Source organism: Streptomyces sp. NPDC060366, assembly GCF_042725135.1.
Classification (GTDB): Bacteria; Actinomycetota; Actinomycetes; order Streptomycetales; family Streptomycetaceae; genus Streptomyces.
In genome coordinates this window covers 23891-34842 of sequence record NZ_JBHXDC010000028.1, presented here as the reverse complement: position 1 = coordinate 34842, position 10952 = coordinate 23891, and the positions used below count along the sequence as shown (strand labels likewise).

14 protein-coding genes and 1 pseudogene are annotated in these 10952 nt (G+C 68.6%); 6 read left to right on the top strand and 9 right to left on the bottom strand.

Features of this window, described 5'->3' with window-relative positions:
- Positions 1 to 132 precede the first annotated feature (132 nt).
- Positions 133 to 1338 (bottom strand): acyl-CoA dehydrogenase family protein, encoded by a 1206-nt coding sequence (locus ACFWHU_RS36125; RefSeq protein ID WP_387230361.1) that lies wholly within the window; start codon positions 1336 to 1338, stop codon positions 133 to 135.
- A 345-nt stretch (positions 1339 to 1683) separates the two neighbouring features.
- Positions 1684 to 2430: a DUF6882 domain-containing protein gene (locus ACFWHU_RS36120; protein ID WP_387230360.1), complete on the bottom strand. Its 747-nt coding sequence runs from the start codon at positions 2428 to 2430 to the stop codon at positions 1684 to 1686.
- 99 nt (positions 2431 to 2529) lie between these two features.
- On the opposite strand from ACFWHU_RS36120, the gene ACFWHU_RS36115 reads away from it, so the two are divergent.
- Positions 2530 to 3042, top strand: coding sequence for a DinB family protein (locus tag ACFWHU_RS36115; protein WP_387230358.1), 513 nt, complete (start codon positions 2530 to 2532; stop codon positions 3040 to 3042).
- A 24-nt stretch (positions 3043 to 3066) separates the two neighbouring features.
- Here ACFWHU_RS36115 and ACFWHU_RS36110 read toward each other — a convergent pair whose 3' ends face one another.
- From ACFWHU_RS36110 to ACFWHU_RS36100, 3 genes are all read right to left on the bottom strand, one after another.
- On the bottom strand, positions 3067 to 3720 hold the full coding sequence (locus ACFWHU_RS36110) for a hypothetical protein (protein WP_385804299.1): 654 nt from the start codon (positions 3718 to 3720) through the stop codon (positions 3067 to 3069).
- Between the two features lie 186 nt (positions 3721 to 3906).
- Entirely contained in the window at positions 3907 to 4332 is a 426-nt protein-coding gene (locus ACFWHU_RS36105; RefSeq protein ID WP_387230356.1) for a DUF6415 family natural product biosynthesis protein, read from the bottom strand.
- Positions 4329 to 4775 carry an ATP-binding protein gene (locus ACFWHU_RS36100; RefSeq protein WP_387230354.1) on the bottom strand — a complete coding sequence of 149 codons (447 nt, stop codon included), beginning with the start codon at positions 4773 to 4775 and terminating at the stop codon, positions 4329 to 4331. Before ACFWHU_RS36100 ends, ACFWHU_RS36105 begins: the two co-directional genes overlap by 4 nt.
- Before the next feature lie 296 nt (positions 4776 to 5071).
- On the opposite strand from ACFWHU_RS36100, the gene ACFWHU_RS36095 reads away from it, so the two are divergent.
- The 3 genes from ACFWHU_RS36095 to ACFWHU_RS36085 are packed head-to-tail and all read left to right on the top strand — an operon-like array spanning position 5072 to position 6251.
- Positions 5072 to 5908, top strand: coding sequence for a helix-turn-helix domain-containing protein (locus ACFWHU_RS36095; RefSeq protein ID WP_385804293.1), 837 nt, complete (start codon positions 5072 to 5074; stop codon positions 5906 to 5908).
- 5 nt (positions 5909 to 5913) lie between these two features.
- Complete coding sequence (locus tag ACFWHU_RS36090; RefSeq protein WP_387230352.1) at positions 5914 to 6126, top strand: DUF397 domain-containing protein; 213 nt, start codon at positions 5914 to 5916, stop codon at positions 6124 to 6126.
- Entirely contained in the window at positions 6123 to 6251 is a 129-nt protein-coding gene (locus ACFWHU_RS36085; protein ID WP_385804289.1) for a hypothetical protein, read from the top strand. The genes ACFWHU_RS36090 and ACFWHU_RS36085 overlap by 4 nt, the downstream gene beginning before the upstream one ends.
- Here the strand turns inward: ACFWHU_RS36085 and ACFWHU_RS36080 are convergent.
- Positions 6248 to 7546 (bottom strand): phytase, encoded by a 1299-nt coding sequence (locus tag ACFWHU_RS36080; RefSeq protein ID WP_387230349.1) that lies wholly within the window; start codon positions 7544 to 7546, stop codon positions 6248 to 6250. The two genes, ACFWHU_RS36085 and ACFWHU_RS36080, sit on opposite strands and share 4 nt — an antisense overlap.
- A gap of 272 nt (positions 7547 to 7818) precedes the next feature.
- On the opposite strand from ACFWHU_RS36080, the gene ACFWHU_RS36075 reads away from it, so the two are divergent.
- Positions 7819 to 8412: a DUF4291 domain-containing protein gene (locus ACFWHU_RS36075; RefSeq protein ID WP_387230347.1), complete on the top strand. Its 594-nt coding sequence runs from the start codon at positions 7819 to 7821 to the stop codon at positions 8410 to 8412.
- Positions 8409 to 8590, top strand: a pseudogene (locus tag ACFWHU_RS36070) (hypothetical protein). The gene ACFWHU_RS36075 and the pseudogene ACFWHU_RS36070 overlap by 4 nt, the downstream one beginning before the upstream one ends.
- Positions 8591 to 8777: 187 nt before the next feature.
- On the opposite strand, the gene ACFWHU_RS36065 reads toward ACFWHU_RS36070, so the two are convergent.
- The 3 genes from ACFWHU_RS36065 to ACFWHU_RS36055 all read right to left on the bottom strand — a co-directional run bounded on the left by ACFWHU_RS36065 (position 8778) and on the right by ACFWHU_RS36055 (position 10925).
- Positions 8778 to 9446, bottom strand: a complete 669-nt coding sequence (locus ACFWHU_RS36065) for a DsbA family protein (RefSeq protein ID WP_387230345.1) — start codon at positions 9444 to 9446, stop codon at positions 8778 to 8780.
- Positions 9447 to 9540: 94 nt separating this feature from the next.
- A complete protein-coding gene (locus ACFWHU_RS36060) occupies positions 9541 to 9933 on the bottom strand; it encodes a VOC family protein (RefSeq protein ID WP_385804281.1) in 393 nt (130 codons plus the stop codon).
- 38 nt (positions 9934 to 9971) lie between these two features.
- The gene (locus ACFWHU_RS36055; protein ID WP_387230343.1) at positions 9972 to 10925 is read right to left on the bottom strand and encodes a hypothetical protein; all 954 of its coding nucleotides are present in this window, start codon (positions 10923 to 10925) and stop codon (positions 9972 to 9974) included.
- Positions 10926 to 10952: the final 27 nt, after the last annotated feature.

The following is a 10952-nucleotide window of genomic DNA, read 5'->3' as shown; positions in this document are numbered from 1 at the left end:
ACGCCCCGCCGCCACCTGTTCTGGCGTTTTAAATACCCCCGCCCCGGGGGGGGCCCGCGCCGCTACCCGCCGCGGGCCGCGCGGGAGGGGCCGTGTGAGCGGCCCGTCCGGCGAGGCCGGCGAAAGACGGAATCAGCCGACGACGGCAGCCGCTCCCGCACCCGCGTGGGCGGCCAGTCGTCGTGACCAGTCGCCCTTCGAGGTGCCGAGCGCCGTCTCCGCCAGCCGCTGGAGCTGGACGTCGGACGTGCCGGCGGGCGCGAAGATGTGGAACGCGTCGCGCGTGTAGCGCTCGATGGGGCGGTCCGCCGAGAGGCCGATGGCCGCGTGGACCTCCATGGCGGCACGGGCGGAGTCCATCGCCGACTCGACGTTCACCAGCTTGGCGTTCATCAACTCGGCGTCGCACGCCAGCCCTTGGTCGAGCAGGTGCACCGCGTGATACGCCGTCAGCCGCGCCGTCATGAACTGCGACTGCATCTTCCCCAGCTTCTGCTTGATCGTGGGGAGTTCGGAGAGCGGGGCGCCGTAGCGCTGACGCGCCGTCGCGAACGCGACCGTCTCCTCCAGGATCGCCCGGTGGATGCCCAGCGCGACGGCGGTGAGGTTGGCCCGGCCGTAGAGGATGCTCGACGAGTACGCGACGGGCAGCCCGTCGCCCTCGTTGCCGAGCAGATTGGCCGCGGGCACCCGGCAGTTGTCGAAGATCAGCTCGCCGAACGAGAAGCCGTGGAGGCCCATGGCGGGCCGGTGCGGGGCCAGGGAGAAGCCGGGGCGGTCCGCCTCCACCAAGAAGGCGGAGAGGCCCTTGCTGCCCGGTCCTGTGCGCACCACGACACCGTGCAGATCGCCGACGTGCGAGTTGCCGACGAACACCTTGGCGCCGTTGAGGATGTAGTCGTCACCGTCGCGGTGGGCGGTCGCCTCCATGCCCAGCACGTGGCCGCCCGAACCCGCCTCGGTCACGGCGATGGTCGGCAGACAGCCGCCGACCGCGATCTCCGGGAGCCAGGTCTTCTTCTGGGCGTCGCTGCCGAAGTGGATGATCTTCGCGACGCCGAGCTGGGAGGCCTGGACCATGGCGCCCATGGCTCCGCTGACGCGCGACAGTTCCTCGATGATGATGGTCTTCGCGACATGACCGGCGCCCATGCCGCCGTACGCGGGATCGATGGTGACGCCCAGCCAGCCCTGCCAGGCGATGAGCTGGGACAGCTCGTGCTGGACGGCCTTGGACGCCTCCATCTCGGGTATTCGGGGTCGGACTTCGGCCTCCGCGAACGCCCGGACCTGTGCCCTGAGACGTTCATGGAATTCCGTGGTGAAATAGCCACTCATGCGCCTGTACAGCCCTCTCGAATGAGACATCTGTCAACTGTCAACATGGTCAGAACTGATCGGTGCTCTCAGATCGGCCAGCGGAACCGGAACTCGCCCTACCGGCGGCAGGCGCCCCTACACAGTGACGATTTCCCGCTCTCGTTGCAGCACCGGACAGGGGTCGTTTGTGGGTCGTTTGCTGTGATGACTACGCCCCGTGTCCGCCTGACTCAGTGCCAATCCGGCCTTTCTCACGTTTTGGCCGACATGACGCGGCACCCCATCCGAACGGCAAACGATCCCCGCGGCAGCCGTGAACGATCACGTTCGACAGTATGAAAGTCGCCAAGGGACGTTTGCGGGCTATTCGGGCATCGCTCGGACACTCTGTGGTCCCGTACGGGCACCGTGAGAGACGGCCGCGATCAGGTCGTCCTCGGTGAACCGCACGGCGATCGAGTACCCGTTCCGCTCGCCGTAAACGTGCCGCCCGTCGGCGGACTCGTGGGTCTCAAACGCGTGGCGCCGAAGGTATCCGGCCACCGTGAGCCGCGGATCGTACGGGAACAGGCTCAGTGCCCGGTCGAGTACGGCCATCAGCGCGCCGCCGTCGAACCCGGCCTCCGGCACCTCGGCGTCGTCCACGAGCACGAAGGCGCGGGCACCGGAGTCCAGCGGCAGGTTCGCGAAGCCCCGCGTGCCCAGGGCGCCCAGACTCAGCAACGCCAGCCGCCGCGCGGCCTGTTCGAGGTCGGGGAACTCCGCCAGCTCAAGGCGCGGGGTCACGAACTCGTAGATCTGGTTGCGTTCGCCGAAGTCCCGCAGCCAGTTCGCGAGCGTCAGGCGGCCGGAACCCGGCGGGTGGGTACGCTCGTTCGCCCACGCCCAGAGCCAACTGCCGTCGTGGCCCAGCGAACCGAGCGGCGACTGATGCACCGTCACCTCACCGATACGCAGCGTGCTCGCCTCGTAGTCGAGCGCCCACACGCCACCCACGGGCTGATGGCGCGCATAGACGCCCAACTGCTCGACGGCGCCGGCGGCGTAGTGCGCACCCGTCTCCTCGAACATACGGCTGAAGCGGTCGTTGGGCTGCACGGGCATCGGCATCAGGGGCGGGACTCTCGGCTCGTCGGACGGAACGGCAAGCGTAGGGCCACCGGAAATCGCGATGCGACACCGGTGGCGGGTCAGGTACCTTCCCCGCCCATGACCACCTCCCGCGAACGCCCCGACTTCACCGCCGACGAACGCACCCAACTGGTCGGCTGGCTCGACATGCAACGCCGGATCGTGCACTGGAAGTGCGAGGGACTGTCGGAGGAGGCCGCCCACCGCACGGTGCTGCCGACCTCACCCGTCATGACCGTGGCCGGTCTCGTCTCCCATCTGCGCTGGGTCGAACACTGCTGGTTCGAGGTCCTGTTCCTGAACCACCCCGCCACGGGCCCGCAGTTCGACGACGGCCCGGAGGACGCGGACATGCTGACCGACGGCATCCCGCTCGCCCAGCTCCTCGCCGAGTACGAGCAGCAGTGCGCGATCTCGAACGCGATCGTCGCGGAAGCCTCGCTGGACGACGTGGGCCGCAACAAGGACTTCCGGTCGGGGGCGGCGAGCCTGCGCTGGATGCTGCTCCACATGATCGAGGAGACCGCGAGGCACGTGGGGCACCTGGATGTCGTGCGGGAGCTGGTGGACGGGGAGAAGGGGTACTACTGACAGGGGCGGGGGTGGCCCACCGGGTCAGCCCGCCGCGCCGTCCAGCAGCCAGTTGTAGCGCAGCCGCAGGGCCCGCTCCGTACCGGCCGCCACAGTGGCGGCCGTAACCGTGATGTTGAGCCACAGCGGCAGCCGGACGGGCGAGTCGAAGGTCCCGATGCGCTCGGCGACGGGCGGTATCTCGGTGAGCGGCTGGATGATCTGCGGGATGAGCAGGATCAGGGCGAAGCCGAGCACGACCGCCGAGAGGAAGCCGATCCACCGGCTCAGCGCGGGGCGCGTCCGGTCGAGTCGCGCGCGGCGCCCTTCGGCGGAGGAGGGGTCCGGGACGAGCTGGTACTCGGCCCCCTCGGCGGTGACGTAGTGGCACCGCTTGAGCCCGAAGGCGCTCGCCCGCACCTCGACGGCGCCGCCCCTGACGGGCAGAACGGCGGGGAGTCTGGACCTGGCGTGGTGCCTGCCGTCCAGATACAGATCGGCTTCGACCTCGCCGGTCTCCCGGTTCCCCCACTGTCTTACGTCAACGGCGTAGACCGTCTGCCGGCCGTCGCCGTGCGGCAGCCGAAGATAGAACAGTGAGCGCCCGATCAACTGCCACCACCGGAAGCGCTTCAGCGGTCGCCCGTCCCCGGGCCTGACCCGCCGTTCGGCCAGACGATGCCGCCACCTGTTGAACATGCCTCCACTCCCCTGCGCGTGTGCGTCCACTGGGAATTCCAGTGTTCTTCCGGCGCCATCCGGTCGGCAGTGACATACGTCATCACTTGGACATGACAGGTCAGCAACCACGCCACAGCGCTACGACGATCGAGCCGCCGACTGCGGTGACGGCGATGACGTAGAGGGCCTGGGCCTTGGCCGTACTCACCGGTCCGATCCCTCCGTGACATGGAGGTCGGCGAACGAGCGTGTGGTCTCGGCCAGCGCGCGCATCAGCTCGTACGCGTGCAGGGGTGGGGTGTCCGCGTCGAAGGTGTCGCAGAGTGCGAGGAGCCGGTACGCGTCCCTGTGGAGCGCGAGCGTCGCCGGGGCGTCGGTGTCCCCGTCGTACTCCGTCAGGAGCAGTTGCAGATGGCCCCGGAGCCTGAGCGTGATGATGTCCACCCAGGCGCGCTCGGGCGGGAGTTGGGCGGCCAGGGCCTCGGTGACGGTGTTGGAGATGGTCGCGAAGTCGATGGGGTGATCGCGGTTGAGGGCCGCGAGGAGTCGGCGGAGCGTCTGCGGGTCCTGGGTGAACGTGGGCGTCTGGTGACGCCAATGGGTGCCGGGTGTACGGCGGTTGGCCGTCATGACGCCTCGCCGGTGGCGACGGTGCACCACGTACAGGTGCCGTGCCGGCCCCAGGCGCGCGCGAGCGCGTCCACGAGGAACATGCCCCGGCCGGTCTCATCGTCGCTCTCCGGGCTACGGACCTTGATTCGCGCGGGGTGCCCGTCGTCCACCTCGATCAGCACATCGCTGCTCCCGCTGCGGTCGTAGGAGACCGAGAACCGCACGCGGTCGCCGCACCCGTGCACGACGGCGTTGGTGACGATCTCGCTGACGAGAAGCTGCACGGTCTCGACCACGTCCCGCCCGATGCCGCCCTCGGTGAGGAGCGTGCCCGCGATATGGCGCAGTTGCGCGATGCGGCGGGTGTGGGGGCGGAAGGAGATGTTGAGGCGGACGGCGTCGTCCCGTATGTCGACTGCGGTGAGTGGGGCGGGAGTTGCGCTGCGCGTCGTGGGAGGCATCGGGAGTCCTTGTCGTTTGATCTCCACACTCACTTAAAGCAGCGAATCGACCGCGCTGCGTGAGGTGCGGGTATAGCCTCGCAGCGGGGCAGGAGCCCTGGAAGTGTTCCGGTGAAAATGCGCGAGCAAGTTCTGTTGTGAATTACCGCTGGTGGTGGGGTCGTTCACCTGCCGGTGGCAACTCCCGCTCTGACGCAGAACGTTGCTTGCGGATGCGGGAAGTGCGCCTGAGCGTTGCTCGGGGAGGAGTGCGGATGATGACGGATACGCAAGCGGCAACGCCCACGCTGTGCCGCTTGCAGCTCGGCAGTGAGCTGCGCCAGATTCGGATCGGGCGAGGGCTGACATCAACCCAGGTTGTGAAGAAGCTCCTTTGGAGCCCCTCCAAGCTGACCCGGTTGGAGACGGGGGACAACGCGACCGTCGAGCCCTCCGACATCATGGCGCTCTGCCAGGTCTACGGCGTCGACGGGGCGGCAGCCGAACAGCTGAAGGAGTACGCGGCTGTCACCAAGACGAAGCGGGAATGGTGGCAGTCGACGCAGTTCCGCCCGATCATCGGCCCCGGTCCCAGGGCGTTCCTGGGTCTGGAATCCTCAGCTGCCGCCGTGCACGCCTACAACTCGGAGTACGTTCCAGGGCTGTTGCAGACTTCGGAGTACGTACGGGTGCTCCACCAGCATGCCCACGGGGGACGCACAGACGAGGACATCGACCTGATGGTCGACCTAAGGCTGAGGCGACAGAAGGTACTCCGCCGGGATCCACCCCTGAAGTTCGCCGTGGTCATCAACGAAGCGGTGCTGCTCCGGCAGGTGGGAGGCCCTTCGGTCATGAGAGCGCAGCTGGCCCAAATGATCGAGGCGGCCTCCGAATCGAACGTCAAGCTCCAGGTTGTGCCCTTCAAGGCTGGTGTTCATCGCTCGATGAACGGAGCCTTCAGCACTCTTCGCTTCCCTGATGCCCTTGCTCTGAAGCCCATAGTGCACCTGGAGCATTTGGCCGACCACTGGGTGCTGCGGCGTAGCGTGGATGTGGAGCTGTACGAGGACGCCTTCAACGAGTTGCAAGCCCTTTCTCCGGGGCCGCAGGAGTCTCTGCGCCTGATCGAGAACGCAATGAAGGAGCTTTGATCCGCATGGTAACGACGGTTGACGCGCTCACCGGCGCGGACTGGTTCAAGTCGAGCTACAGCAACGACGACAACGGCATGTGCGTCGAAGGCGCCCAACTCCCCGGCGGAGCCATGGCCGTACGCGACTCCAAGAACCCCCACGGCCCCGCCTTCACCCTCACCGGCACCGCCTGGACCGCCTTCGTCGAAGCCCTCGCAGAGGGAAAGCTCCGGTGACGGCCACGGCCGTCGTGCCGACCGTCGCCGACCGCCTCGAAGGCGCCCAACTCCCCGGCAGCGCCATGGCCGTACGCGACTCCAAGAACCCCCACGGCCCCGCCTGGGCTCCAGGCTCCGCTTAGTCGTTCAGCGCGTCGAGCATGGGCTTGAGGTCCACGAACTTGAAGTTCGTGGCGTCCCGGTCCGGCTCGCCCGGCCTGTCGTCGCCGTCCTGGACCACCAGCAGGCCGTTCGGGTACTTCGTGCCCAGCGGCTTGTTGAGGACGGCGGCGCCGTCGCTCTCCTCGGTGCCGTCGAGGGTTTCGGAGGCGGCCGTCACCTTGAAGCCGCCTTCGTACCCATCGCCGCGCCCGCGACCGTACGCCGCGAAGCTGTTGTCGCCCTGGCTCGACGCGAGCAGGTAGCCATCAGCGTTCTTCAGGTCAAGCAGGGTGAGGCCCTCGACGTCGGCAGACAGGTGCGTCCCGCCGTAGCCCGGATCGTCGCCGGGGACGCACTCCTCGGTTTCCTCGTCGTACGTGCCCGGCACCCCGTACTCGCGGACCTTGTCGATCAGCTTCGGCTTGCCCTTGAGGTCGGCGCCCAGGCGCCAGATGCCGACGTTCTCCTGGCCCGCGTAGAGCGTGCCGGTCGCGGGGTCGACCACCATGCCCTCGACCTGGGGCAGTTCGCCCGGCTCGCCGCACGGGGTCCAGGTCTTGCCCTTCGGCAGCCTGAACTCGGACGGCAGCTTCAGTGTGCGCACCGTGCGGTAGGAGACCGTGCCGTCGGCCTTCGCGGTCAGCTCCAGCAGACGCAGCGCGGTGCGCTCCCGCTGACTGACCACGGCGTACGAGCGACCGCTGGACGGGTCGGTCCAGGTGGCGAGGCCGTACGCGGTGCGCTGCTCGTTGATCTCCTCCTGCGAGGAGGAGAAGATCGCCGGCGCCGAAGGGTCGGTGATGTCGGTGAGCGGGCTCCTGGAGTTGCCGTCGACGCGGTAGATCCGCAGCCGGTCGCTGCCGCGATCGCTCGTGACGGCCAGGTCGCTCTTGCGGGCGCCGGCCTTCATGCCGTGCACGAGGTCGACGTTGTTGAACCGGCCGGGGGCGTCGTCCGGGCCGGGGGCTTCGGGCGCCGCCACCGCCTGCACTTCCCGGGCGTCAAGGTCGTAGACGCGCAGGCCGCCCTCCTTGAGCGTGGCGACGACGAGGCTGCGGGCCGGGTCGGCGGGGTTGCGCCAGATCGCCGGGTCGTCGGCGTCCGAGTTGCCGCCCGCCTCGTCGTCGTACACGGCCGGGGTCTCAGCTGTCGGCTTCACGCCGGGCAGTTCGCCGGCCGCCACGGCCGGGTGGGGCATGGCTGTGGCGAGCACGGCGAGTGCGGTGAACAGGGTGAGTCGGCCGACGGTGGTGTGCGGTCGGTGGGTCTGAGGCATGAAGGTGACCACTCTCGTGTCGCGAACATGGCGACCCCACCATGGAACCGTCCCGTGAAGGTCTTCCATGGGCTATCGGGACGGTCAGCTGTCCTGGACATGAACACCACCGTTCAGCCGGCACCGCGACGTGAACCACGCCGCCAGCCCGCTTCCCGTGGCCGTGGTGAGAGCTGCGACCAGCCATCCGGGGATGCGCTGATGGCGGGCGCCAGCCATGTGTGCCACTAATTCGATGGCGCGCATCGAGCGGTGCTCCCACGCTGGTCACCATGGCAGAACCCGTGCACCAGATCCGCGCCCTCCACACCGCTTCCACGGTCACCGTCTACCAGGCGTACAGGCCGGAGATCGGCCTTCCCGCGGCCCGGGACGGTCGCTTCCCGGCGATCTGGCAGCGGGACCGGATGACATGGATCAAGCCCTCCTTCCTCTGGATGATGTATCGATGCGGTTGGGGCTCCAAGGACGGCCAGGAAACCGTCCTCGCCGTCGAGATCACCCGTGAAGGCTTCGAATGGGCGCTGGAACATGCCTGCCTGACCCACTATGAGCGCGGCCTGCATCCTGACCGGGCAACCTGGAAACGCCAGTTGAAGCGGTCGTCGTCTCGGGTCCAGTGGGACCCGGAACGGGACTTGCACCTGTCGCCGCTTCCTCATCGCTCGCTGCAACTCGGTCTCACAGGAGAGGCCGCGCACCGCTACGCGGACGAGTGGACGGTCTCCATCACCGACGTCACCACCCTTGCGCACACGATTCACGCCCACGTACGGGACGGGGACCTGACCGCGGCACGACGCCTCCTGCCCACGGAGCACTCCTACCCGGTGCCCGAAGGAGGCCTGGACCACTTGCACCGGTGACCACAGTCGCCCTGGAGGAGCAGGCCGGAGACCTGATCATCCAGTCGTGGAAGGCGGACGAGGAGGGCACTTCACGGACGTTCCGGACCACGAAACCGTGATCCGGCTGCCCGCCGACATGGTCCAGTTCATCCCCCGCCCGGACAGTGAGGCCAACGGTGGCAACAGCGGTACGTGAAGCACTCGCCAAGGCGCAGCACTCGGCAATGCACCTTGAGATGCGGGACAGCTGCCGAGGCCGGGCCGGTTGCCGGAGTGTGCCGTGCGTTCAGCAGCCGTCCTGTTACAGGTTCTGGCTCAGGTTGTGTGGAGCGGACACGATGTATCAAGTCTGCTGCCACGTACTGGGCGCCGACCGGGAGGTATCAGGGCCTTGTGGCCCAAGCGGGCGACCCGGTGTAGTAGGCGAGGTCGCCCTTCTCGAACTCTGGCAGTTTCACGCCGCTGAGTTCCAGTGTCGGCGTAGCAGTGGCACTGGAGTCCTCATAAGCCTTCTCGGATGCGGTGACGAAGCCTTCGTACTGCATCGTCCTGACCGCGGCGTCGAAGCCCGCCCCGCGCAGGCCCTCCACGCGGGATGCCATCTTCAGTAGGAACTCGTCGGTGAAGCCGTCGACCGCTTCATCTGGCTGATGCGCGTAGAGGACCTGGTGGTACTCGACGAACTTGCCCTCTGCCAGTGCGGCGCGCAGCGCGTTCGCAGCCTTCTTCGAGCCGTTGCCGCCCAGCTTGTCGTCGAGGAAGGACGCAACTGTGTAATGGACCTGCACCGAACCCTTCTGAATCAGCTTGTTCAGCTCGGCCCCGGCACCCTGTGTCTCCAACTCCACACTGGAGGGGCAGCGCGGATCCTCGAAGAGCCGGACGGTGGTATCCGCGCCCACGTCGCCGACCACGATGCTCGTCCCGTCCGCGCCCAGCGACTCCGGTATGTCGGCATCACCGGCATAGCCGGTACGCGTCCCACACGCCGCTAGGGACAGTCCCAGGGCAGCGGCGATCGCCATTGCCCGAATCACACGCTTCACCAGCATGAACGCCCCTCCCCAGTGGCGAATGGCCCGGACTCTGTACGGCGATCGACGCATGAACAGCACCGGCCGGGGCCGGACTTCGCGGCGTCCCCCCTCAGAGCGCGGCGGCCAACGTCGCCGCCCGCTCCCCCTTGCTGCGCTCGACGCAGAACTCGTTGCCCTCGATGTCCGTCAGCGTCGCCCAGCCGAGGCCGTCGGCGCGGCGGTGGTCCGAGGCCAGGGTGGCGCCCAGGGACAGGAGTCGTTCGACCTCTTCCTCGCGGGTGCGGTCCTGGGGTTCGAGGTCCACGTGGATGCGGTTCTTCGCCGCCTTGCCCTCCGGGACCTCCACGAAGAGCAGCGTGATGCCGTCGGCGGCCACCAGTGCCTCGTCGTCGCCGGGTTCGTCTTCGTCGGACACCTTGGCGCCGAGCACCTCGGCCCAGAAGGTGGCGAGCCGGTAGGCGTCGGCGCAGTCGATGGTCACGTGTCGTACGCGAGAAGTCATGGCGGTCACTGTGCATCAGCGGGCGGTCCGTCCGCAGGTCAATTTCCGGCGCGTACGCCCCACTCGCGGACCGCCGTCGCCATCGCCGCGACCGCGCGCGCCGAGCGTGCCGTGTCGCCCCGTACCGCCCGGCTCACCTCGATGTGCAGGAACGGCACGCCCTCCGCCGCTGCGAGCTTCCCCTGCGTGTTGTTACGGCCCTCCAGCGGGCACTTCTCCTCCCAGGCCCGGCAGACCCGGAAACCGTCGTCGTCCAGCGCGCCCGCGAGCGTGCGTGCCTGCGGGCGGGCGTGGTCGCCCGCGCCGGTGGAGACGACGACGTCGCGGCCGGGGACGCTGCTGTCGGCGTAGCCGTGCACCTGGATGCCGGGCAACCCGCGGTCGACGAGTTCTGCGGCGACCTCGTGGAAGACGGTGTCCCGGCGGTGGGCGACATCGGCGGCGTTTCCCTCGCCCGCCCGGCGGTGGGCGCCGGCGATGACCAGCACCCCGCCGGGGGCGCCGCGCAGCACGCCCGCGCCGAGCCGGTCGGTGTAGGCGTCGGCGACCGGGTGCGGGACCTGGACGCTGTAGCGCGGGGCGGTGTCGAGGTCGACGTACACCCGTCCCCAGCCGCGCCTCGTCTCGTCCTTACGGTCGGCGATCTCCGCGTACCGGCGGCCGGATCCGTCCCCGCCGCGTGGCGTGTCGCGCACGATCCGTACGCCGAAGCCGACCTCGGCCAGTCGGCGCGCGGCGCGCTCGTGCTCGCCGTCCACGTACAGCGCGACGCCCTCGGCCAGCGCCTCGCGTTCGGCGCGGTCCGGCGGCAGGTAGCGGGCGTCGGCGACGACGTCGGCGGCGTACGTGGCGAGCCGGTGCTCCAGGCCGGCCGCGGCCTCGGTCGGGCCCGGGTTGGGCGACAGGGCGTCGGTGCGGGAACTGTCGAGCGCCGGGACGACCACGGCGGCCGCCGCCACAAGGAGCACGACGAGCAGGGCTTTTTGGGCCACTTTTGTCGTTACCGTTACCTTTTTGGT

Excerpts from the sequence above, each read along its gene's own strand:
- ACFWHU_RS36065 (WP_387230345.1), bottom strand. The coding sequence starts at position 9,446 with ATGCTGGTGAAGCGTGTGATTCGGGCAATGGCGATCGCCGCTGCCCTG.
- ACFWHU_RS36105 (WP_387230356.1), bottom strand. The coding sequence starts at position 4,332 with ATGACGGCCAACCGCCGTACACCCGGCACCCATTGGCGTCACCAGACG.
- ACFWHU_RS36080 (WP_387230349.1), bottom strand. The coding sequence starts at position 7,546 with ATGCCTCAGACCCACCGACCGCACACCACCGTCGGCCGACTCACCCTG.
- ACFWHU_RS36110 (WP_385804299.1), bottom strand. The coding sequence starts at position 3,720 with ATGTTCAACAGGTGGCGGCATCGTCTGGCCGAACGGCGGGTCAGGCCC.
- ACFWHU_RS36090 (WP_387230352.1), top strand. The coding sequence starts at position 5,914 with ATGGTAACGACGGTTGACGCGCTCACCGGCGCGGACTGGTTCAAGTCG.
- ACFWHU_RS36060 (WP_385804281.1), bottom strand. The coding sequence starts at position 9,933 with ATGACTTCTCGCGTACGACACGTGACCATCGACTGCGCCGACGCCTAC.
- ACFWHU_RS36075 (WP_387230347.1), top strand. The coding sequence starts at position 7,819 with ATGGCAGAACCCGTGCACCAGATCCGCGCCCTCCACACCGCTTCCACG.
- ACFWHU_RS36125 (WP_387230361.1), bottom strand. The coding sequence starts at position 1,338 with ATGAGTGGCTATTTCACCACGGAATTCCATGAACGTCTCAGGGCACAG.
- ACFWHU_RS36115 (WP_387230358.1), top strand. The coding sequence starts at position 2,530 with ATGACCACCTCCCGCGAACGCCCCGACTTCACCGCCGACGAACGCACC.
- ACFWHU_RS36100 (WP_387230354.1), bottom strand. The coding sequence starts at position 4,775 with ATGCCTCCCACGACGCGCAGCGCAACTCCCGCCCCACTCACCGCAGTC.
- ACFWHU_RS36120 (WP_387230360.1), bottom strand. The coding sequence starts at position 2,430 with ATGCCGATGCCCGTGCAGCCCAACGACCGCTTCAGCCGTATGTTCGAG.